Genomic DNA, 23,986 nt, shown 5'->3' with positions numbered 1-23,986 from the left:
GATAAATCAATGAAAAAAATCGCAATCGATGCCATGGGCGGTGACCATGCACCGGAATCTATTATTGAGGGTGTTTTGCGGGCGCAAAAGGAAATGCCCGACGTCGAGTTTATTCTTTATGGTAATCAGGATAAAATCAAGCCGTTCTTACCTGAGACGTACAGTCCCCAAATAAAAATTGTTCATACAACCGAAGAGGTAACCGGTGATGACGAACCGGTTAGGGCAATTAGAACTAAGAAGGACGCCTCGATGGTGCGGGCTGCTACGGCCGTTAAGGATGGTGAGGCAGACGCGGTGATGTCTTTGGGTAATACTGGGGCATTACTGGCTGCTGGGATCTTCATTGTTGGCCGGATCAAGGGAATTACTAGGCCTGCATTAATGCCTACACTACCAGTGAGCAACTCGAGTGACGGCTTCACATTGCTAGACGCAGGTGCGAATGCTACCAGCAAGCCAGAATACTTAGTGCAGTGGGCTCAAATGGCAAACTTCTACGCCCAAAAGGTCCGTGGAATTGCTAATCCCCGCATTGCTCTCTTGAATAACGGAAGTGAATCCGACAAGGGCGATGACTTGCACCAAAGCGTCTACCAATTATTAACTGGACAGGCTGACATCAATTTCGTGGGGAACATCGAGGCCAACGAGGTGCTGACTGGTAAGGCAGATATCGTGGTCAGCGATGGCTTCACAGGTAATGCCTTGTTGAAGACGATTGAAGGTACCGCTGAGACACTGCTTAGTCTCTTAAAGGATGGCCTGTTAAACAGTGGTCTTAAGGTAAAGCTTGGGGCCGTAATGGTTAAGCCTGCCTTAAAGAATGTGATGGTCCGCTTTGATACGAGTAAGTATGGTGGTGCGGCATTGATGGGGCTAAAGGCACCTGTTGTTAAGGCCCACGGACGCGCCGATGCACGCGCGGTTTACTACACACTGAAGCAGATTGAGCAGATGCTGGCTCAGAATCTAACGGCAACAATCGTTGAGCAATTTGAGCAAAAATAGACTAGACATCTTCTTATTACTAGCTTAGACTAATCTGGTAAACTTTTTTGGAGGAAAACAATGACTAAAGAAGAGATTATGGCCAAGGTGACCACACTAATCGTTGATCACTTCGAGGTCGATGCTAACACGGTGACGCCTGAAATGAATTTTAAGCGTGATTTAGATGCCGATTCAATTGATTTCGTCGAGTTTGTACTTGAACTTGAGGACACATTTGGGGGAGAGATTCCCGATGAGGATGCCGAAGGATTGCAAACAGTTGGCCAAGCAGTTGATTATATTTTTACTAACATGGCTAAGTAGGTGGTCTGTCAGAGATGACAGACTTTTTTTTGAATAATTAATTAACTAAATCTGGTTGAGCCTGCTAGAGCAGGTTAGAGAAGGAAATCAATTGAGCACGCAGAGTAATCTATTATTAGAGGTCAGAGACCTTAATATGGCGTACCAGGTTCGTAAGAAGTTCTACAATGTTTTGACGGATATCAATTTTTCACTCGCCAGGGGTGAAATTCTGGCGGTTGTCGGTGAATCTGGTACCGGCAAAAGCACGCTGGCCAGCAGTATTCTGGGGCTTTATGACAAGGATAACACGGCTATCTCCGGACAGATCAAATTAGATGGTCGTGACCGCCTTAGGTTCAGGCATGACTCTTTGAATAATGGGTTGCAGGATCAGCTGGGCGTGATTGTGAACAATCCACTGACAATCTTGAACCCGTTCAGGAGAATTGGCGCAGAACTGAACATGGTGCTGCAACACAACGGTATTAATAAAGCAAGTTTAGCTAAATTTAGCGCGCAGTTTCTCAAGTATGTGGGCATGCCGGAAGCTCGTTCATTGCTCAAACTTTTCCCCGCTGAGCTGAGCGCAGAATTGCAACAGCGTGTGGCGGTGGCCCTGGCCCTGATGGGTAATCCGACAATGATTGTTGCTGACGACCCAACGCGCGGTTTCGATAAAATCGTCCAGGCACAGATTCTCAATCTTTTAGTGGAATATTGTACAGAGAAACACGCAGGGATGATTATTTTGAGCCAGGATATGGGTGTAGCTGCAGAAGTCGCTGATCAATTGGCAATCATGTATGAGGGGCAGATTGTTGAGTACGGTAGTGCTGCCACGATTTTCCACAATCCACTTCATCCATACACCAGAAGACTATTAAATGTTGGGAGAGAAAGCTGTTGCCACTATTAAGAGTAGAAGATTTAAAGATTCATTATCCGATTAAATCTGGCATCTTTAGCCGACAGACCGGCCGGATACGCGCGATTGATGGTATTAACTTTACCATTTGCGCCAGGGGTTCCCTCGCCATTGTGGGTAAGAGTGGTGCAGGTAAGTCGACAATTGGGCGCGCACTGGTTGGATTAGAGCAGGTCACATCTGGCCAAATTATCTACGCAGGCAGAAATATGATCCAGGCGACGAATCGGCGGCTGACTGACTATGAGAAAGCGATCCAGCTAATTTCAAAGGACGAATTTAATTTCGTCGGGCGCCACATGTTAGTGTTAGATTATATTGCATCCCCGCTGCGCAATTTCTGCAATTTATCAGTTACAGCAGAAAAAGCAAGGGTGATGGAACTACTGTCTGTGGTTGAGCTGTCTAGTGACACCGCAGCCAAATCATTGGCGCAATTAAACGAGAGTGAACTGTGCCGGGTTTTAATTGCGCGCGCTTTAACCAGGGCGCCTAAGTTGTTGATTATCGACGGGTTGATTACGTCACTAGACGCTTTTGCCCAGAGACAGATATTGCGGATTTTGCAGGGGATGCAGCGAGAGACTCAGTTGAGCTGGCTTATGTTGACTAATGATTTGAGCCTCGCCATTTTGATGTGTGGCCAGATTGCCATGCTAGATGCTGGGCGTTTCGTCGAGCTGGGTACCAGTGGTGATATCCGTAATCACGCCAGCCACATCTATACGAGGCGGATGTTAGCGGCTAATCCACCGGCAGATCCGACGCAAAGGGAGCAGCTTAAAAAATACCGTTGTGCGCTTGAACGTGAGTTTACCGCTACTCAGGTAACGCGGGCACATCTTTCAGCTGCCAACCTGCCGCTGCAACAATTATCATCCACCCATTTTGTCGCTATCCCAGATAAATAATTGGTTATTTATCAAAAAAAGCTTGATAAAAAGAGATTAAATATAAAAATTATGAGAAATTATATAAATTTTGTCATGTTTATGTTATCTTGTAAAAAGAGCACAATTCTAATTGGAGTAGATTGCAAATTTTAGGGGGATTTTTTATGAAAATAACAAAAGTTGTCGGACTACTGACTTTTGTTACTGGTGCAGCCTTCGTGTTAACAGCTTGTAACAATAACAAGAATACGAATGAAAAAACGGTGAATACAGCAGCTTTACCAAAGGTTGTCACGAACAAGCGGGACATCAAAAAGGGTGGAACATATAAGATTGGTATTTCATCTAATACCCCATTTGCCGGCGTCTTCCTAAGTGAGCTCTCAAATGATTCGATTGACACAGAGGTCTCCTACCCCGGAAATGAGGAATTGTTTAAATGTGATGATTCCTACACAATCGTCGATGGTGGTGCTGCTAATTTAGCACTCGATTATAAGCAAAACACCGCGACGATCACGATTAATCCCAAAGTTAAGTGGTCAGACGGCTCACCACTGGTTGCAAACGACCTGGTTTATTCATATAAAATCATTGCGAATAAGGATTCCGGTTCGGCTCGTTACACGGACAGCTTACAGAATATTGTGGGCTTAGAGGATTATCACGCAGGCAAGACGAATACGGTAACCGGCCTAAAGACACCGGATGGCGGCAATGGTCGTAAGCTAGTCATCCAGTTTACCAAGATGACACCGGCGATGAAGCAACAGGGAAGTGGCTACATCCTCAGCAACGCTGCGCCATACCATTATCTGAAGGACATTCCACTGGCTAAGCTGGCCACTAGTGATCAGGTGCGCAAGAAGCCGTTATTCTTTGGCCCGTATAAGTTAACTAAGATTACCCCGGGTGAGGTGACTGAGTGGGCGCCTAATAAGTATTATTATCAAGGTACGCCAAATTTTAATAAGGTAATTATTTCGATTATTAATCCGGGCAACGTGGCAACGGCAATTAAGAGTAACCGGTTTGATCAAATCAGCGTACCAAACGCGGAATATAAGAATGTTAAAAATGCTAAAAATACAGAGTTTATCGCTGACACAGGCTTGAGTTATTCCTACATGGAGTTTAAGGTTGGTAAGTGGGACGCCGTCAAGGGTGAAAACGTGATGAACAAGAAAGCCAAGATGGCGAACAGAAGTCTCCGCCGTGCGATGGCATACGCGATGAACATTGACGAAGTCTATCAAAAGTTTAGTAACGGCTTGTCCTTTCGGATTCCGACGCTAATATTGCAGAAATATGGTAAGTTCTTCAATAAAGATGAGCAGGGATTTCCATATAATCTGAAGAAGGCTAACCAGATTCTCGATCAAGCCGGTTATAAAAAGAAAGGCAAGTTTCGTCAAACTCCAGATGGTAAAGATTTAGTCATTAATTTCGCTGCGATGTCTGGTGAGAAACACCAGGAAGCAATCATTAGAAACTACATTAAGCAGTGGGCTAAGATTGGTTTGAACGTGCATCTGGTCTCAGATAAGTTGATTGAATTTAATAGTTTCTACGACCGAATTCAAAATGATGATGCATCAATTGACATGTTTATCGCTGCCTGGTCACTCACGGGTGAACCATCGCCTAACGACCTCTACAATAGGAAGGCACCATTTAACTTTTCTCGTTTCGTGGGCCAGACAAATGACCAGCTACTAGAGGCGATTGACTCCGACAAATCATTCAATACTAACTACCGTAAGGAGCAATTCGACAAGTGGCAGACTTACATGAATAAGGAAGCCTATGTCGTGCCAATCTCAAGTAGTTATGAGATTACCGCAGTTAACGACCGGGTTGTCGGCTTAAGTACCACGCCTTCATCTGATTTCTTTGATGTTGGTTTCTCAAATTAAAAAAATTTGACTGCTCGTTTGGGCAGCTTTTTTATGGAGATTATTTCCAACCGCACTGATTTTACTGTTATAATAGGTGCATTGAAAGGAATTATTATCTATGGTTAGCGCACAATTTGTTAGTAAATTAAGACAAGACTACAAGATTGAATTCAAGAATCTGGCGTTACTGGACGAGGCATTTACGCACTCATCCTATGCTAACGAGCACCAAGAAATGCACCTTCATAACTACGAGAAACTCGAGTTTCTTGGTGATGCCGTGCTTGAATTAACCATCTCTGAGTATGTCTATCACAAGTATCCAGAACTAGACGAGGGTGAATTGACGCGGCTACGCTCAAATATCGTGCGGACTGATGGCTTCTCCAGTTTTGCCATTGAGGCAGGCTTTAAGGATGCCATCCTGCTCGGCAAGGGGGAGGAGAAGAGTGGTGCGCGCGAGCGTAAGACCCTACTTGAGGATGTATTTGAAGCGTTTAACGGCGCTCTTTTCTTGGACGGCGGTATTGAGCAAGTAAAGCTTTTCTTGAACCAGACTGTATTTCCCATCATTGATTCTGGTAAGTTTAACGCTGCACCAGATTATAAAACTAAATTACAGGAACTTCTCCAGCAAAACGGCCCGGTTGAAATTGAGTATCGGGTTGTGCGCGAAGAGGAGGTAGTTAGCGATACGACTTTCACCATCGATCTTTATGTTGAGGGGAAGAAAGTTGCTACGGCCAAGGGGCGCAACAAAAAACAGGCTGAGCAAAATGTTGCCCAGGTCGCGCTGAAGGAAATAAATGAAGATGGAGTTGAAGCATAGGTGCCATTAGTCTCCCTAACAATCAACGGCTTTAAGTCGTTTCCGGATAAAATTAAAATTAACTTTAATCCTGGTATGACGGGGATAGTGGGTCCAAACGGCAGCGGTAAGAGTAACGTTACCGAGGCAATACGCTGGGTGATGGGCGAGTCTAGTGCCAGAAGTCTCCGTGGTGACTCCATGCAGGATGTAATCTTTGGTGGAAGCGAACTTCGTGCGCCATTGAATCGGGCAGAGGTCACGCTTCTGTTCGATAACCAAAGTAAACAGTTGAAAACAGACGCGACAAGTGTTGAGGTCACTCGTCGTGTTTTTCGCAATGGTGATTCTGACTTTCAAATTAATAAGAAAGATGTTCGCTTAAAGGATATTCACCAGTTGTTTATGGATTCTGGCTTATCACGCGACTCGTTCTCGATCATCTCCCAAGGACGTGTAGAGCAGATTTTCAATTCCCGGCCGGAGAATCGCCGCTCAATCATCGAAGAGGCGGCGGGCGTGCTGCACTTTAAACAGCAGAAGCAGTCTGCTCAGACTCAATTGGCGCAGACGACCGACAATTTGATTCGAATAAATGATTTAGTCAATGAACTAAAGGGCCGGATTGAACCGCTCCACGAACAAAGTAGTTTGGCACGGGAATACCAACAACAAAAGGATCAACTAGACAGCAAACTCCAAGTTTTGACTGCCCTAGAAATTGGGGATCTATTGGTAGAGAAGAACCAGGTTGCAACGCAGGCCACAAAAGTCAATGAGATGGTTAATACGCTCGATGAAACGGTAAATGCCGATCAGGCGCAACTCAACCGTTTACGAGCGGAGTTGCAGCAAAAAAATCAGGTTAAGGAAGCGAAGCAGGAAGAACTGCGTCAAGTTGAGGCGAAGCTTGCTGATTTGAATACCAAGCTCCAAGTTGCACAACAATCGAATGCTTATGATTCTTCCGCTGAAATCGAATTGCGGTCACAGATTACAGAGACTACGAATTTAATTACCAGATATGACGAGACCATGGCGCGACTAAAACAGGAGTATGCGGAAATTGCGGCTAAGAAGAGTGACCTCGAACAAAAGGCTTCGGAATTGCATAATTCAATCGACGATAATCCGGCGATGCTGCAAGATCAACTTGAGAATCTTCGCTCTGAATATATTGATGGCCTGCAGCAGCAAACCTCTGTTCGTAATCGACTAGTCTATGAACAAGCAGAATTAGAGAAGATGCAGGTACCTGAGAAGGACAATGTGACTGAACTCCAGGGTGAGAGTACGCGTCTTAAGTCAGAGATTACGGCTGTACAGGACAGATTAAGCACACTTGCCAAACAAAAAGATGACCTTGAACAAGCACTGGCGGAGCAGACCGAGCAGAGTGAGCAGCTACAAACTAGCCTGTTGCAACTGAACGGTGAGCAGACAAAATATAGCCAACTAAAGCAAAAGTATTTGGCAGAGCGTGATTCGTTGCAGCGAATGCAGGAACGCCACGACGGATACTATTTCGGCGTCAAAAATATCTTAAATCACCTCGAGTGGTTTCCCGGAATTATTGGTAGCTTTGGTGATTTAATCAGTTTTGACTATCAGTACCAAGATGCCTTAACGGCCGCTCTCGGCGGGAGTGTGCAACACTTGGTTGCAAAGGATCAGCGAGCTGCGAAGAACGCAATTAAGGAATTAAAAACCAGAAACTTTGGTCGTGCAACGTTTTTGCCACTGGATGTCCTGAGGTTCCGTTTACTGGCAGATACGACTAAGAAGACCTTGGCCCAGATTGCAGGCTTCATTGGTGTTGGTTCCGATCTGGTTGAGGCACCAATTGAAATTAAAAATGCAGTTGACTACTTGTTGGGGAATATCCTCGTAGTGGACAATATTGATACAGCCACGCGGGTTAGTCAAACGATGCATCAACGATACCGGATTGTGACATTGGATGGTGATATCTTAAGTCCAGGTGGATCCATGACTGGTGGAACCAAAGCGAAGGCCAACAATCCCCTGTTGGAGAATAAGGCTCGCGGACAGAAACTTGAGCAACAATTGGCTGAGATTCAGGCTAAGTTGACGCGAGTTAGCGCTCTGATTACGGGCACAAATACCAAAATAGCGCGGACGAGTACGCTAATTGAAGAACAGAAACAGAATATGGAAGTTCTGCGTGACCAGCAGAAGGAAGAACAATTCAAGCTGGAGCAACTAAATAATGATGCTGAGCGCTCCAATAAGATGCTATCCCTGGCCCAAAAACAGGCAGAGAACTTTGCACAGGCACTCGCCGAGCAACAGAGTAAAATCAAAGAGACTGTGGCGGCAGAGCATGAGGCAAATGAGGTTGTAGCAAAACTAAAGGATAAAATTGCTGTTCTTCAAGATAAGATTAAGAATTATGATGCGCAGTATGCGCAGATTCAGACACAGTTGAATAAGATTACGCCTGAAATCGCAATTTATCAGACCAAAGCAGAGAATTTACAGAGCCAAATTCATGATACAACAGCACAAACTAAAAAATCTCAGGAACAGTTGTATCATACAAACTACCGTCTTGACGAAGTAATTCGGAGTAAAGAGCTCAAACAAAATCAACATATTAACTATCAAGCCGATTATGAAAAAGAGCAGAAGACACAGGCTGCAATTCATGAGGAACTCACTAACTTGAGCGCGGAAAGTGGTAAGTTGGCGGAGCAGATTGCATTGCTCGAAGAATCTGCAAGTAGAAATTATGATTTACGCAAGAATGCGGCAAACGAACAAGAGCAAAATTCTGTTAAGCTAACGAAGCTTGATAGTCAACTGGACCAGAAATTAACGCTTTTGCGCGAGGAATACTCGATCAGTTATGAAGCCGCTAGTCAATTGGTCACTCCTGAAATGAAGGACGATAACGCTCGTGCCAAGCTGGAGAAAGACGTCAAGTTGCATAAGATGTCTCTGGCGGACATTGGCAATGTTAACCTGGACTCCATTGAGGAATACGAGACCGTGAAGAGTAGGTTCGATTTCCTGAGTTCACAGCAAGACGACTTACTTGATGCTAAGCATGATCTAGAAGAATCGATGTCGGAGCTCGATGATGAGGTTAAAACTAGATTTAAGCGGACATTCGAGCAGATAAATTCTGCATTTAGCGCCATTTTCCCTAAGATGTTTGGTGGCGGCCATGCTAAACTTGTCTTAACGGACCCAGATGACTTGCTAACTACTGGTCTAGAGATTGTGGCGCAGCCGCCCGGGAAGAAACTGCAGCAACTTAGTTTGCTCTCTGGTGGTGAACGGGCATTAACCGCGATTACTTTATTATTTGCGATTCTGAAGGTTAATCCCGTGCCTTTCTGTATTTTAGACGAGGTCGAGGCTTCATTAGATGAGGCAAACGTTATTCGGTTTGCCAAGTTTCTCCAGAATTATGATTTAACCACCCAATTTATTGTGATTACGCATAGGCAGGGTACGATGGAGCAGGCCAATCAACTATACGGTGTCGTAATGCAGGAATCGGGCGTATCGAAAGTTATTTCCGTATCACTTGATGAACTAAGAGAGGAGGAAGTTAGCTAATGGGACTTTTTGATCGCATTAAGAAGGCTTTAACTGGGGAAGATACCAGTACAAAAGAAGAACAAGAGACAGTAAATCCGGCCCAAACGGAGGTGGAATCTACGGATTCCAATGCGACAGTAGAGCCAGCAGGTGAAGCTGAAGTCGATAGTGATAAAACGGCGGTGAGCCATGAAACGGTTGTTCCGGTGGACAAGGAACCTGTTGAACAGCAGGAAGCTACGGTGGATACTGCAACCAAAGAGTCCGCTGAGCTAAAGGAAGAGGACACGGAACAACTTTATGAGCAGGGCCTACAGAAGACCAGCCAATCTTTTGGGGCAAGATTAAACGCGTTCTTTGCTAAGTTTAGATCTGTCGATGAGAATTTCTTTGAAGAGCTAGAAGAGGTCTTGATTGAATCAGATGTAGGTTACGAAACGGCAATGCAGCTTAGCGATTCGCTACGCACTGAGGTCAAGTTACGAAATGCCAAGTCGAAGAATGAATTACAGACGGCGATTGTTCAGAAGATGGTTGAGTTATATGAAGCTGGTGGTGCCGGCAAGAATGAAGAGTTACAGGTTACAGAAACCGGTTCAACGACAGTCTATCTATTTGTTGGGGTGAATGGCGCTGGTAAAACCACAACTGTTGGTAAACTGGCCGCTAAGCTCCACGGTGCCGGTAAATCCGTGCTTTTAGTCGCAGCAGACACATTCCGGGCGGGCGCAGTTGCTCAGCTAGTTGAATGGGGTAAACGTGTTGACGTACCAGTTGTGCGTGGAAAAGAGCAAGCGGATCCTGCAGCCGTAGTCTTTGATGGTGTACAGCGCGCAAAGGATGAAAACTTTGACTATGTGTTGATTGATACCGCTGGTAGACTACAGAACAAGGTTAACTTGATGAACGAGCTCGAGAAGATTGAACGGACTATCAAGAAGGTCTTACCAGATCAACCAACCGAGGTATTGCTAGTCGTCGATGGCTCAACCGGCCAGAATGCGTTGATTCAGGCGAAAGAATTCAATGAGACGACTAAGTTAACTGGTTTGGTCCTGACCAAGATTGATGGCTCGTCGAAGGGTGGCGTGGTTCTGGCCATTAGAAATGAGATGCAGCTTCCAGTTAAACTAGTTGGATTAGGCGAAAAGGTGACTGATTTAGCTGAGTTTGACGCTGAAAAATTCGCAATTGGCTTATTCCGTGGATTAATGTGACGACTTACTAAAAAAATTAAGAAATACCATAAGAACCAAAATAAAAAAGCGTTGAAATTAATTCAACGCTTTTTGTGTACTGTTGTTGCTGTACTAATACTGGTTAAGCCTTCTTGGCTGTCTTCTGAAAGCCTAAGGCAAATTGTAAGATAACCAGCACAACGTAGACACCGAGAATTGCTGCATAAGCTGAGATGTCCAGTTGCTTGCTTACGAACCAGTACCATTGCCAATCTGCATGTGTGTAAATCAAGAAGACTAGACCCGCGAGAATTAAGACAATGGCGTTGATAATTGCGAAGTACCACAAATTACCATTCTCGCCATTCTTGAGATAAATAACTGACCAGACAGCTGACCAAAGACCCCATAAAGCAAGGACTACGACAGCAATCCAATATAGAACTGTTGCAAACATAGTTAACCCTCCTAACTTGTTAAGTAAATTTTATCACAATGTTAGCGGTTTTACAGTATTTTTTATTAATTTGACGAATTGACATGTATTTCGTATTCTGTTGGTGGTGAGGAAAACTATGAAAATCGAAAAGAATGAAAGACTAACCCAATTGTTTGGGTTTTACGGTATACTATTAACTGATATTCAACAGCAATATTTTAGCGACTATTACTTTGCAGATTTATCACTTGCCGAGATTGCGGAGAACAGTTCGGTTTCACGTCAGGCAATCTTTGACAACTTGAAGCGAACCGTTAAGCTACTTGAAGATTACGAGGCGAAACTCAAGTTGGCCGCCCATTTTACACAAATCGATGAGGGCTTGGATGTGGTGCTAGCCAAACTAGAACAGCACGAGCTAGAATCTGCAACGACGGAAGTAAGAAAAATAAAAAAAATAATTGAGGAGAATTAACTTAAATTATGGCATTTGAAAATTTAAGTACGAGAATTCAAACTGCGCTGTCTGGCTTAAGAAGAAAAGGAAAGATTACCCAAGATGACGTCAACGAGGCAACGCGTGAGATCAGACTTGCACTGCTTGAAGCTGACGTTAACTTTAAAGTGGTCAAAGATTTCGTCAGTGCCGTTAAGACGCGCGCCCTAGGACAAGAGGTCATGGGCAGTTTGACGCCTGGTCAGCAAATCATCAAGATTGTTGACGAAGAGTTAACGAAGATGATGGGCGAGACGGCGGTTGGTTTGAACAAGTCGCCACATATTCCGACGATTATTATGATGGTTGGGCTACAGGGTACTGGTAAAACTACCACAGCTGGTAAACTGGCAAATCACCTAATGAAGACCGAACATGCGCGGCCACTTTTGATTGCTGCGGATATTTATCGTCCAGCTGCCGTCGATCAATTGAAAGTAATTGGTGAGCAGCTAAGCGTTCCGGTTTATGATGAAGGTACTAGTGCCACAGCCGAAACAATCGTTACGAATGGTCTGCAGGTGGCGGAACAGAATAAGAATGACTACGTGATCATTGATACAGCCGGACGCTTGGAAATTGACGAGCAGTTGATGACGGAGCTCAAAAACGTGAAGCAGATTGCACATCCCGACAACATTCTGCTTGTGATTGATGCGATGACTGGTCAGGTAGCAACACAAGTTGCAGAAGGCTTCGACCAGTCATTAGATGTGACCGGTGTTGTTTTAACCAAGCTTGATGGTGATACACGTGGTGGTGCTGCGCTTTCGATTAGAGCCGTTACTGGCAAACCAATTATCTTCACGGGTAAGGGCGAGAAACTCACGGACTTAGACAACTTCTATCCTGACAGAATGGCTAACCGAATCTTGGGTATGGGTGACATGCTCAGCTTGATCGAGAAGGCTCAATCGGACTATGATCAAGAGCAAGCAGAAAAAGTTGCCATGAAGATGCGTGAAAACACCTTTGATTTCAACGATTTTATTGATCAAATGGAGCAAGTTGAGAAGATGGGCCCGATGGACGAGATTATGAAGATGATCCCGGGTATGGCGAACAATCCAGCGCTTGCTAACGTGTCTATCGGGGAAAAAGATATTGCTCATTTGAAGGCAATTGTCTATTCGATGACACCAGCCGAACGGGAAGATCCAGATTTACTGAATCCATCTAGAAGAAGGAGAATTGCTGCCGGATCAGGCCGAAATGTGCAGGAAGTCAACCGCATGATTAAGCAATTCAAACAGTCGAAGGAAATGATGCAGAAGATGAGTAAGGGTAATTTCGGCGACATGAATCAGCTGATGGGCGGTGGTCTTGGCGGTAAAATTTCCAAGATGGCAATGAATCGTATGGCCAAGAAAGTCAAGAAGAACAAGAAGAAGCGCCTGAAGAATGTTAAACGTTTCAAGTCATAAACTTAGTAATATTAATCGCTGTTAAGTAAAAAACCTTTACAGGATATCCTAGATGTGTTATCCTGTAAAAGTTGAAAAATTTCAGGAGGATCTATTAATTATGGCAGTTAAAATTCGGATGCGTCGTATGGGTTCAAAGCGTAAGCCTTTCTACCGTTTAGTTGTTGCAGATTCACGTACACCGCGTGATGGCCGTTTCATTGAGGAAGTTGGCTACTACAACCCATTATCAAATCCTAAACAGATTAAGATTGAAGAAGAGCGTGTATTGGATTGGTTGAATAAAGGTGCACAACCTTCAGATACTGTGAGAAGTTTACTTTCAAATGCTGGTATCATGAAGAAATTCCATGAAGCAAAGTTAGCAGCACGGAACAAGTAAGCTAGATAAAAATAAAAATCCCAATTTACTTCGCAGCAGCGAGGCTGATTGGGATTTTTTTGTTTTGAATTATTGAGGTGAGCGGTCACGCTCGATTGTTTAAGTCCCTGATAATTTTTCGCTAAAACGTGGCATCTCGGTTGATATCTGATATCATATTAACAGCACGATTTGTGTCAAAAACTATTTCTATAGATAGTGTGAATAAATAACTTAATGAATGAGAGTAAATAAAAAGATGAGTAAATTAACTGTGGCAATTCTATTTGGTGGTGCATCTGAGGAACACGATGTTTCAATTAAATCAGCTAGAACAGTAGCGGAGAACATTGATACCAACAAGTACGAACCGATCTACATTGGTATCACAAGAGATGGCAGGTGGCTGCTAGCAGACAAACCAAATAATGAGTTTGACCATGAGAATGCTGTACCAGTTATTCTCGCACCTGATGAAAGTATTCACGGGCTAATCGCATTACACAAGGAGCAACATCAGATAATCAGAATTGATGCTGTGTTTGCGATGCTCCACGGTAAGACCGGTGAGGATGGCTCTATTCAAGGACTATTCGAATTAGCACGGATTCCGTACGTTGGCTGTGACATCGAGAGCTCCGTCCTCTGCCGGGACAAGACTCTGACCTACATGATGTCAAATCGCGCTGGACTTAAAACACCAACTCATTGGGCTTTAGAAGAAGGCGAACAAGTTGATTCAAGCAAATTTACTTATCCGGTGTTTGTTAAGCCTGCTCGTTCTGGATCGTCCTTTGGTGTGAACAAAGTCCATAACGAATCTGAGCTGCAAGCTGCAATTGATGATGCGAGAATCTATGACAATAAGGTGTTAATCGAGGAGGCTGTTCCTGGGGTTGAGATCGGTGTTTCAGTTCTTGGTAATGGGGCGGAACTCACAACTGGCGAGATTGACCAGATTAACCTAACCCACGGTTTCTTCAAAATTCACCAAGAGAAGAATCCAAATCGTAATTCAAATGATGCTACGATTGTCGTGCCTGCACCAATTTCACGGGAATTGAGTGACTCTATCAAGGAGACAGCAAAGAAGATTTATCGGAGTTTCGGCTGTGCGGGATTAGCCCGGATTGACATGTACTTACAAGAAGATGGCAGCTTAGTGATGAATGAAATCAACACGATGCCTGGTTTCACCTCGTACAGTCGTTATCCCGCAATGATGGCTGCTGCGGGGATGGAAATGACTGAGTTGCTTGATAAGTTAATCACACTTGCACTAGAACGCTAAAAGAGGACAAAATGAGCGAATTTTACGAGATAGGAAAAATTGTCAATACGCACGGATTACGCGGCGATGTCAAAGTGATTCCGAATACCGACTTCATTGAGGAGCGTTTTGCCCAGAAGGCTAAGGTGTTCATCAAGTTTCAGAACAACATGATTCCGGCCACGGTCAAAACCGTCAAGTCAGTTAAAAATTTCTTGCTGGTGACATTTTCCGAATTTGATGATATCAATCAGGTTGAGCAGTATAAGGGTTCTAACCTATATGTTTCCGATGCGCAACTGCATGATTTAACCGAAAATAGCTACTATTACCATGAAATTATCGGACTCAAGGTGATTGATGAGATAACTAAGCAGGTTTATGGTACCGTCAGTGAGATTCTTGCACCTGGAGCAAACGACGTTTGGGTCGTCGACGAGGGTAATGGCAAGTCGTTTATGCTTCCTTTCATCAAAGATGTCGTGAAGCGGGTCGATCTCGAGCAGCAAGTAGTTGAGGTCGAGCTAATGGAAGGATTACGCGATGAAGATTAATGTTCTAACCCTTTTTCCAGAGATGTTTACGGCCCTTGACTACTCCGTTGTTGGTAAGTCTCGGGAGAACGAAATCGTTAACTTAAATTTGATTAACTTTCGTGATTTTGCGAAGAACATCCATCACAGTGTAGATGATGCTCCTTATGGTGGCGGACCTGGCATGGTACTGCAGGTGCAACCAATAGCTGATGCCCTTGCATCAATTAAGCAGCCCGGGCGGGTAGTTATCACTGCCCCACAAGGTAAACCATTCAAGCAAGCAGTCGCTCGTGAGTGGTCAAAAGAGGACAATCTCACATTTTTATGTGGTCATTACGAAGGATTCGACCAACGGATCTACGACATGGCAACCGACGTGGTATCTATTGGGGACTTTGTGTTAACGGGTGGAGAACTACCTACCATGGCGATGATTGACGCCACTACCAGACTTTTACCAGGCGTATTGGGCAATGAAACCTCTGCTGACGATGAATCATTTAGCGATGGTTTGTTAGAGTATCCGCAGTATTCCCGGCCTGCTAACTATCATGGGCAAGAGGTGCCACCGGTCCTCATCAGTGGGGATCACGCGAAGATTGCTGCGTGGCGCGAACGCGAATCCTTGAAGCAGACGTTACTTCATCGTCCAGATCTGCTCGCACAAAAGCAACTTACACGTGCACAAGAAATTATCTTGAGTGACATTAAGATCGAGCTCGCAGACGAGCTAGCCTCGACGGACTGAGTTCGTCAAGTGGGAGCTAATTGCCCGCTGTGAACTTACTAGATATATTTGTATCGTGGGCAGGTCGTGTATGCTATAATCCGGCTATGTAAATAACTATATAAAATGATTGGATGAGTCTACATGAAGAAATATATTTTTCTGACGTTAGGGGCAATTACGTTTGTTATCGGTACCCTGGGGATTTTCCTCCCTGTACTCCCAACCACCGGTTTCTATTTGTTGACAGGTTTCTTCTGGATGCGCAGTTCTGACAAGATGTACAAGAAACTAACGAGTTTCAAGGGCTATCAAAAGTATGTCACACCTTTCCTCCAGAAGAAGATGACGCAAAAAGAACGACGACACATGTTTATCATGATGGGAATTGTCTTCTTAATTTCGGTCATCTTTGTTCCCTACTGGTGGATCAAAATAATTTTGGTTGTGACCTACGTTAGCTTGGTGATTGGCCTAAGCATTTATTTAAACAAGAAACCGATTAAGCAGCTGAAATCACCCACCACAAAGCAACCTAATCCGGAAATTAGGGTAAATAGCACGGTCATTAAATCGTTCGTGACAGACGATGAAATCTAGTGGCTTAATTTTATATAACCGTTATGATTGAGTCACGTTTATTCCATCAGTTATACTGAGTTTAGGAGGTATAGTAGATGAATAAATACGCGAAATTTGTCCTCATGATTGTCTTCTCAACGGTAGTAATGTTTGGCATGATGTATTTGAATGTCGCGTCAGTCGATCATGTATTCTTCAGCCAAACCCGATTGTTCATGGCACTCATGATGGGTGCCGTTATGGCCATTATTATGTTGCTCTTCATGCGTAAGATGTACCACAACAAGAAGGTCAATGGCATGATCTTTTTGACTAGCGTGGCGATCTTTTGTTTGTCACTCTTTATGGTCAGAAGTCAGACAGCGGTCGACGATGTGCGGTGGATGAAGGCGATGATTCCTCATCACTCGATTGCTGTATTAACAAGTGAGAATGCGCAATTGTCTAATCCCGAAGTAAAGGCTTTGGCCGAGAAAATCATTTCCGCCCAACAGGCAGAAATTTCTCAAATGAAGGAACTAATTGAAGAGCTCGAATCAGATAAAAGATAGTGTAATTGTGCGATATTTGGTCGATTGGAATTTTTCTTATTTACAACGACAACACATGATTGTATAATACTTAGATGTGACTTGGTCACTGATTATCAATATTCCGCTGACAACGAGTTGTGAATGAATGTTGTAGAAGGAGAATTGCAATGAACCTATTGATTAATGAATTGACTAAAAGTCAATTAAAGACCGACGTCCCAGACTTTCGTCCTGGTGATACTGTTCGAGTACACGTACGTGTTGTCGAAGGTACACGTGAACGGATCCAAATGTTTGAAGGCGTTGTGATCAAGAGAAAAGGTACTGGAATCAGCGCAACATACACTGTTCGCAAGATTAGTAGTGGTGTTGGTGTTGAACGTACTTTCCCAGTTCACACACCTCGTGTAGCTGAGATTGAAGTCGTTCGTCGTGGTGCTGTACGTCGTGCTAAACTTTACTACTTACGTAACCTTCATGGTAAGGCTGCTCGTATTAAAGAAGCTCGTAGAAAATAGTAGCTTTGTAAAATCCCCGGTTTCGGGGATTTTTTTGTAGGAACAAAAGAATGATATCGGGGAGATACGATGAAAACAAATAATGTTTGGCAAGAGCTCTATGATCAGGCTAGAGGTGTTCAAAATGGCCGTGATGTTTCACCATTCATCTACGCAGGTGGAGTCGGCGCTGCCATTATGACGGTTGATGTGCATGTCTACACGGGGGTGAGTATTGACACTGCCTGTAGCCTAGGAATGTGTGCTGAGCGAAATGCGATTGCTAACATGCTGACCCACGGCGAGAGTAAAATTGCGCGAGTTGTCGCAGTGATGCCAAACGGAAAGCCCGGTTCGCCCTGCGGAGCTTGTCGTGAATATTTGATGCAGTTGGACGAACATAGTAGTGAGATCGAAATACTTTTGGATATTGAGACCATGACGACGACCACTTTAGGCGAAATTGTACCCGCCTGGTGGGGCGAGGAGCGATTTCTAGAGAATAATTAATCTCGGCTAGCGCTTTCAGTTGATTATTGTAATTTATTTATAAATATTATATGGTGTGAATTAAAGAGGTACCTATTATTATTTATTCATAGAGAACGCAATTGGATGAGCGTGCAATGGACTCAAATGATATTGAGAAAGAGCGTGGTATCACCATCCTTGCAAAAAATACTGCCGTAGCTTATAACGGTACTCGTATCAACATTATGGATACACCAGGACACGCGGACTTTGGTGGTGAGGTTGAGCGGATCATGAAAATGGTTGATGGTGTAGTCCTTGTCGTGGATGCTTATGAAGGAACCATGCCACAGACTCGTTTCGTGTTGAAAAAAGCGCTTGAACAAAACTTGACACCTATCGTGGTTGTGAATAAGATTGACAAACCATCTACTCGTCCTGAAGAAGTAGTGGATGAAGTGCTTGAACTCTTCATCGAACTTGGGGCTGACGACGATCAATTGGAATTCCCAGTTGTCTATGCGTCAGCGATTAATGGTACTTCTTCTTTGTCTGACAATCCAGATGACCAAGAAGAAACTTGGTGAACAACTCACCATTTGCCGGTCGTGAAGGGAAATGGGTAACTTCACGTAAGATTGAAGGGCGTCTCTTGGATGAATTGCAAACAGACGTATCTCTTCGTGTTGACCCAACAAATTCACCAGATAAATGGACTGTTTCAGGTCGTGGTGAATTAATTGAACTTGCCTATCTTGATTGAAACCATGCGTCGTGAAGGCTATGAGCTTCAAGTATCACGTCCAGAAGTTATCATCAAGGAGATCGACGGCGTGAAGATGGAACCATTTGAGCGCGTGCAAATCGATACTCCTGAAGAATACCAAGGTTCTGTTATCCAATCCCTTTCTGAGCGTAAGGGTGATATGTTGCATATGGTTTCAACAGGTAATGGCCAAACACGACTTGTCTTCCTCGTACCTGCGCGTGGTTTGATTGGTTATTCTACAGAATTCCTTTCAATGACTCGTGGTTATGGTATCATGAACCATACTTTCGATCAGTATCTACCAGTTGTTCCTGGTGAAATTGGTGGTCGTCACCGTGGCGCCCTTGTCTCTATCGACCAAGGTAAGGCAACGACTTACTCTATCATGCGTATCGAAGAACGTGGTACAATCTTTATCAATCCAGGTACTGAAGTATACGAGGGAATGATTATCGGTGAAAACTCTCGTGAAAATGATTTGACTGTTAATATCACAACTGCTAAACAAATGACCAACGTTCGTTCAGCGACGAAAGACCAAACAGCGGTTATTAAGACACCACGTATCTTGACTCTTGAAGAATCACTTGAATTCTTGAATGATGACGAGTACATGGAAGTCACACCAGAATCCATTCGTCTTCCTAAGCAAGTCTTGAACAAGGCAGAGCGTGATAAGACTGCTAAAAAGAAAAAATTAGCGACTGAAGAAGGATAAGAAAAAGGAGAGGCATGTTTTATCTAATCTTAGCCATGTTGCTGGTGCTATTTTATATCTTTGCAGCACCAAACAATATTCGAGGAACCATTAATCTCATGGTTGCAGTATTTGTTTTGGTAGCACTTTTTATAGCCCTCTTATTAGTTTTTTTAAAGGTTTTAGAATTCTCTTCTCATGTCTGGGTTGCCATTATCATGTTCATGATTGCATTCTGGGCTATGTGGGATATTCATCATTTAGATAAACCAAATACCAAACGTTCATCAAGAACGAAGAGAGATACCTACTAAAATTTGTGAAAACGTGAATGCCTCCTTTAGGCCACCAGCTTAACTTGCTGGTGGTTTTTTGCATATTTAAAAAGCTAACAAGACTATTTATTACAAATTTATGCAAACGTATGCATAATATTATTTGTCAATAATGACACGAAAAATGGGTAATTTGCAAATTGTTACCGGTAACAATTTATTTTGAAAATAAATGAAAAAATACCAAGAAAACATGTAGATAAAAACCGTATTTATGAAAAAAATATAATATTTTAGGAGCTTGCTTTTTTATTTTTATATGATATAATGCAAACGATTGCACATTGTGTGCAGAATGATTTCAATTGGATGCTAACTGGCTTTATTCATGAAAGGAGAAATGGGCTTTTGAAATTAATAAAGAAATTAGTGACGGGGCTGATGATTCTTCTTGTAGCTCTTGGGAGTAGTCCGTTGGAGGTGTTTGCACTACCGAATAATGAGCTTACTGAGTGGCCAAGGGAAGCTACTAACGATGTTGCAAGGAACTTGCCAGAACCTCCAGCACCAATAGATACTGTTAACTTAAAACAAATGTTCAATTACCCTATACTGGATTATACTGGTCTGCCTGGTAACCCGGATTATAGGTGGAAAGAAACTTGGAGGCCTGATGAATTAAAAGTAATTAAAAGTCTTAAAGGATATGTGCCCGATGATGATAGCTCGGTTGCGGTCATCACTCGTGATGCACCGTGGCAAGCTGGGGTAATGTGGAGCCAAGAGTCCAATAAGATTAATCTCGCTGAGCCATTTCATATGATATCCTATGTCTATTTAGGGTCTAGGGGGCAAGCGGAAAAAAATGTTGATGGAAATAGGAGAGCCGGTGCTGACGGGATCACCTTTACCATTCACAATGATAATAAAACTCCAGTAGCTTCTACCTCTGGTAGCGATCATAATACAGGAGTTAATGCATACGGAGCTCTTGGGAATGGTCTAGGGGTATATGGTTCCAACTTTAGTGCCAATACAGCATCAACTTCAAATAACACGGCTGATATGAGGCAAGGTGTTACCAATGGTATCGCATTAGAATTTGATACTTTCTATAACCATAATAATACAACCCAGCATTCTGACAACGACTTATGGCAGTTTGTTAGAGACAAGGAACGTTCGAACCCTAACTTGGGGCATATAGGTATCAACTATCTGAATAATCTTCAAGATAATAAGGCGAACGAAGATACTCTTACGATAAATAAGTCTAAACAATTCAGTACGGATACTTATAATGATAATACGATGATTAAGCATAGTGACATGCTATCTGTTGGTTGGAATAGTAACGTTAAGAATTTGGATCCGACTTATGGTTGGCAGGTTGAGGGCGCAGAACAAAAATTAGCGGATGACAAGTGGCACCGTTTAGAAGTGGAGTGGGAGCCGAACACTACCACTAAGACGGAAGGGAAATTGACCTACAAAATTTACCGACAAGGTCACACAGGGAAGCGAAATATATCCAAGATATATGATACCTCTAAAGATGGGACAGATGTCCTTGAAAAGACAGTGACAGTTGATGTTGGAACTGTATTTCATGTTGATGATATATATAATACAGTGTATTGGGGATTCTCAGGTTCAACTGGTTATTATCAGAACAACCAAGCTATTCAGATGTTGCAACTACCTGTGAACTATTATACTGCAGAAATGAGTAAAGTTGATCAAGATGGAAATCCGGTTTCTGGTGCACGTTTCCAAATCGAAAAAAAGGATGAGAACGGTAACTGGATAGTACAAAAATTTTACAATCCTAAAACTTCTGGTTACGTGGATACCCTGGAGACCGGTTCAAAAGATATGGAAATATATGATGGGGTATTCCAAAGTCTTGGAAAGATTAAGTTGACTCAATTGACCTATGGAACGTATCGCTGGAAGGAAACCTCAGCGCCTGATGGCTACGAGATGAAACAGACATATTTTCCGGATGAAAAAGGGTTTGTTGTTAATTATGAGAATCATACAGTCACAACAGAAGCCGAAAACAAAAAGTTGTATCAACTGGAACTGACCAAAACAGATAGTGATACGAAGCAGCCTTTGAATGATGTGCCTTTTATTATATCAAAAACAGTAAAAACAGAAAATGAAAATGATAAGCAGTATTATTTGAAATTAAATGCTGACACTACGGGTTTTGAGTGGACAGAAGATAAAACAGTTGCAAAGCAGTTCTTGACTGGAAAGTCTTATTTGTTGGGACAAGATGGAACTGTTACTGAGCAAATTGGAGAGGCAGGTAAAATTATTGTCAAATATTTCCCTGATGCACCAAATCTTTCATGGAAAGAGGTTTCAGTACCTGCGGGATATGATTCTTCTGGTCCGCTGACAGGAGATTTCACACCAAGCACAAATGGATATGTTTACTCGGCAACTCAAACCAACAAACCTAAAGATTTTGTATTAACGCTTGAAAAGTTATCGTCTACCTTCCAAAAAACGCTACAAGGTGTGGAATTTAAACTATATGATAGTGATGATAGTGCAGGTGAGCCTGACTTTTCAACTCTGCCCCTGATAGATACCGTAACAACAGGTGATGACGGAAAAATTGTTTTGAATAACGGACAGATTAAAGCAGATAATACTTATTATCTAGTTGAAAGTCAGACAGTAGAGGGTTTCATTCAATTAAAAGGTTACTTTACCATCACAACCGATAAATTGAAAGGTTTCACAACAGTCACCTATACGAGGAAGGCTGAAACTGATGAAAGTCCTCCATTTAAGTTTACAAGCACATCTACTGACACATCCTATGCTGGTACCTTGGAAATCTACAATAAGAGGAAATCAACCCTACCAACAACCGGTGGAAATGGCATTTTAGGCTATGTTGGTATTGGCTTGACGATGGCCATCGTAGCTCTTCTATTTTTCATAGCGAGAAAACGTATCTTCAAATGTTTGATCATCCTTATAGTAGCGACATCTGGTCTAGCTGGTTTTGCAGGGGACACGCAAGTAGTGTCTGCTCAGGAACAGGAACAGGAGCAGGTACAACTTGAAGTAAATCGTCTGGTTTATCAGCCGAGTGATACGCAGTATAAGTCTGGAGTACCAGTTGCTGGTGCTAAACTTGAGGTTGTGGATGTGACCAAGAGCTTCTATGAACTCGTCAATCGTCAGAAATTAAGTCTGAAAGAGGCGCAGGAAGCAGTGAGTAAAAGCAACAAGATTGATGGACAATCGCTTGCTGTAGCAACTACGGATCAATCTGGTTTAGTTCGCTTCACGGTTCCGAAAACCAGTCAACAGCGCCCCGCGGTTTATCTCATACGGGAATTGGTTACACCTGTAGCAGTGACGAAGATGGAAAATATGGTGGTTGTTCTACCTATATTGGATGAAAGTGGTAATGAAAAGTCACTCATATCTTTGTTTCCAAAGTCACATGGAATATTTACTTTTGATAAAACAATTGACGAGAAACAGTCTAGTTATAGCTTTGGTAAGCCGATACCCTATCGCTTATCAACAATCATTCCGCAAGACATGACGAATTTATCGTCCTATGAGATAGAAGATGTCTACGATCAGGGCTTGCGATTTATTTCTGAAAGTTTGGAGATTTTTATTGACGGAGAAAAACAGTCAGATAGTATCAAAGCTGTAAGTCTGTCAGAAAATAAATTTAGAGTAGTGTTTGATGTAGCCAAATTGGCAGACTTTGGTGGGAAAAAACTTGAAGTAACCTATCAAATGGTTATTAAGGATACTGCGGCTATTGACCAAGATTTGGTCAATACGGCAACCCTTTATCCAGGAGATTTGACCCCGTTGGTCGATAGAGAAAATGTCCAAACAGGAGGTTTTCGATTCATCAAACGTGCAGCTGAGGGGAAACAAAATCCCTTAGCCAAGGCAACTTTTGTTATCAAAAATCCTACTGACGATACGGTCCTCACCTACAAGGAAGGAAAGTATCAATTCGAAAAGGTAGCTACAAATGCATCTGGGGTTGTTCGTTTAACTTCGGATGATGATGGCTATTTTGAGATAAGAGGATTGAGATATGGCGAGTATCTTGCCTGTGAGATACGAGCACCTTCTGGTTATGTCTTACAAGACAAACCAACTGCATTTACTGTTGGGGTTTCAACTTATTCCCAAGGTCCGGTCTTATCGATATTTAACGTCAAAAAACCGAAAATTCGATTGCCAGAAACGGGTACCGTTGTAACATCAACCGCATTTGTGGGATTGTTGATAATGGCTTCATCACTTGTGATGATTAGGAAAAGAAAAGATAACTAA

Annotated in this window: 21 protein-coding genes and 1 pseudogene; 21 read left to right on the top strand and 1 reads right to left on the bottom strand. The window is 43.0% G+C overall.

What is annotated here, in order from left to right; all coding sequences use genetic code 11:
• Positions 1-9: 9 nt before the first annotated feature.
• The 8 genes from plsX to ftsY all read left to right on the top strand — a co-directional run bounded on the left by plsX (position 10) and on the right by ftsY (position 10,610).
• On the top strand, positions 10-1,011 hold the full coding sequence (gene plsX, locus LA20533_RS00640; RefSeq protein ID WP_056946301.1) for a phosphate acyltransferase PlsX: 1,002 nt from the start codon (positions 10-12) through the stop codon (positions 1,009-1,011).
• A gap of 60 nt (positions 1,012-1,071) precedes the next feature.
• Positions 1,072-1,317, top strand: coding sequence for an acyl carrier protein (acpP, locus tag LA20533_RS00635; RefSeq protein ID WP_054744880.1), 246 nt, complete (start codon positions 1,072-1,074; stop codon positions 1,315-1,317).
• Between the two features lie 136 nt (positions 1,318-1,453).
• On the top strand, positions 1,454-2,215 hold the full coding sequence (locus LA20533_RS00630) for an ATP-binding cassette domain-containing protein (protein WP_056946299.1): 762 nt from the start codon (positions 1,454-1,456) through the stop codon (positions 2,213-2,215).
• Positions 2,203-3,135, top strand: coding sequence for an ATP-binding cassette domain-containing protein (locus tag LA20533_RS00625; protein WP_056946297.1), 933 nt, complete (start codon positions 2,203-2,205; stop codon positions 3,133-3,135). The genes LA20533_RS00630 and LA20533_RS00625 overlap by 13 nt, the downstream gene beginning before the upstream one ends.
• Before the next feature lie 146 nt (positions 3,136-3,281).
• Entirely contained in the window at positions 3,282-5,033 is a 1,752-nt protein-coding gene (locus LA20533_RS00620) for an oligopeptide ABC transporter substrate-binding protein (RefSeq protein WP_056946296.1), read from the top strand.
• Positions 5,034-5,133: 100 nt separating this feature from the next.
• Positions 5,134-5,844, top strand: coding sequence for a ribonuclease III (gene rnc, locus LA20533_RS00615; protein WP_056946294.1), 711 nt, complete (start codon positions 5,134-5,136; stop codon positions 5,842-5,844).
• A complete protein-coding gene (gene smc, locus LA20533_RS00610; protein WP_056946292.1) occupies positions 5,845-9,411 on the top strand; it encodes a chromosome segregation protein SMC in 3,567 nt (1,188 codons plus the stop codon).
• Positions 9,411-10,610 carry a signal recognition particle-docking protein FtsY gene (gene ftsY, locus LA20533_RS00605; RefSeq protein WP_075362764.1) on the top strand — a complete coding sequence of 400 codons (1,200 nt, stop codon included), beginning with the start codon at positions 9,411-9,413 and terminating at the stop codon, positions 10,608-10,610. The genes smc and ftsY overlap by 1 nt, the downstream gene beginning before the upstream one ends.
• 103 nt (positions 10,611-10,713) lie before the next feature.
• Here the strand turns inward: ftsY and LA20533_RS00600 are convergent, their stop codons facing one another.
• Positions 10,714-11,028 (bottom strand): hypothetical protein, encoded by a 315-nt coding sequence (locus LA20533_RS00600; RefSeq protein ID WP_054744901.1) that lies wholly within the window; start codon positions 11,026-11,028, stop codon positions 10,714-10,716.
• Between the two features lie 118 nt (positions 11,029-11,146).
• Between LA20533_RS00600 and ylxM the strand changes: the two genes are divergently transcribed.
• From ylxM to LA20533_RS00535, 13 genes and pseudogenes are all read left to right on the top strand, one after another.
• Entirely contained in the window at positions 11,147-11,485 is a 339-nt protein-coding gene (gene ylxM / locus LA20533_RS00595) for a YlxM family DNA-binding protein (RefSeq protein ID WP_054744903.1), read from the top strand.
• A gap of 8 nt (positions 11,486-11,493) precedes the next feature.
• Entirely contained in the window at positions 11,494-12,930 is a 1,437-nt protein-coding gene (gene ffh / locus LA20533_RS00590; RefSeq protein ID WP_056946291.1) for a signal recognition particle protein, read from the top strand.
• A gap of 100 nt (positions 12,931-13,030) precedes the next feature.
• On the top strand, positions 13,031-13,312 hold the full coding sequence (gene rpsP, locus LA20533_RS00585; protein WP_054744904.1) for a 30S ribosomal protein S16: 282 nt from the start codon (positions 13,031-13,033) through the stop codon (positions 13,310-13,312).
• A 238-nt stretch (positions 13,313-13,550) separates the two neighbouring features.
• On the top strand, positions 13,551-14,582 hold the full coding sequence (locus tag LA20533_RS00580) for a D-alanine--D-alanine ligase family protein (RefSeq protein ID WP_054744906.1): 1,032 nt from the start codon (positions 13,551-13,553) through the stop codon (positions 14,580-14,582).
• 11 nt (positions 14,583-14,593) lie between these two features.
• Complete coding sequence (gene rimM / locus LA20533_RS00575; protein WP_054744907.1) at positions 14,594-15,115, top strand: ribosome maturation factor RimM; 522 nt, start codon at positions 14,594-14,596, stop codon at positions 15,113-15,115.
• The gene (gene trmD, locus LA20533_RS00570) at positions 15,105-15,845 is read left to right on the top strand and encodes a tRNA (guanosine(37)-N1)-methyltransferase TrmD (protein ID WP_054744909.1); all 741 of its coding nucleotides are present in this window, start codon (positions 15,105-15,107) and stop codon (positions 15,843-15,845) included. The genes rimM and trmD overlap by 11 nt, the downstream gene beginning before the upstream one ends.
• Positions 15,846-15,968: 123 nt before the next feature.
• Entirely contained in the window at positions 15,969-16,424 is a 456-nt protein-coding gene (locus tag LA20533_RS00565; RefSeq protein WP_075362763.1) for a YbaN family protein, read from the top strand.
• 77 nt (positions 16,425-16,501) lie between these two features.
• Positions 16,502-16,957 carry a DUF305 domain-containing protein gene (locus LA20533_RS00560; protein WP_056946288.1) on the top strand — a complete coding sequence of 152 codons (456 nt, stop codon included), beginning with the start codon at positions 16,502-16,504 and terminating at the stop codon, positions 16,955-16,957.
• A 149-nt stretch (positions 16,958-17,106) separates the two neighbouring features.
• Positions 17,107-17,457: a 50S ribosomal protein L19 gene (rplS, locus tag LA20533_RS00555; RefSeq protein ID WP_054744911.1), complete on the top strand. Its 351-nt coding sequence runs from the start codon at positions 17,107-17,109 to the stop codon at positions 17,455-17,457.
• A gap of 69 nt (positions 17,458-17,526) precedes the next feature.
• A complete protein-coding gene (locus LA20533_RS00550; protein ID WP_056946286.1) occupies positions 17,527-17,946 on the top strand; it encodes a cytidine deaminase family protein in 420 nt (139 codons plus the stop codon).
• Between the two features lie 92 nt (positions 17,947-18,038).
• Positions 18,039-19,394: pseudogene (locus LA20533_RS00545) on the top strand (GTP-binding protein); the annotation flags it as partial.
• Positions 19,395-19,408: 14 nt separating this feature from the next.
• On the top strand, positions 19,409-19,687 hold the full coding sequence (locus tag LA20533_RS00540) for a DUF3165 family protein (protein ID WP_056946284.1): 279 nt from the start codon (positions 19,409-19,411) through the stop codon (positions 19,685-19,687).
• A gap of 369 nt (positions 19,688-20,056) precedes the next feature.
• The gene (locus tag LA20533_RS00535) at positions 20,057-23,986 is read left to right on the top strand and encodes a SpaH/EbpB family LPXTG-anchored major pilin (RefSeq protein WP_162254386.1); all 3,930 of its coding nucleotides are present in this window, start codon (positions 20,057-20,059) and stop codon (positions 23,984-23,986) included.

Origin of the sequence: Amylolactobacillus amylophilus DSM 20533 = JCM 1125, assembly GCF_001936335.1 — a bacterium.
Taxonomy (GTDB): domain Bacteria; phylum Bacillota; class Bacilli; order Lactobacillales; family Lactobacillaceae; genus Amylolactobacillus; species Amylolactobacillus amylophilus.
The sequence above is the reverse complement of the archived record's forward strand: the minus strand, read 5'-3'. Positions and strand labels throughout refer to the sequence as shown.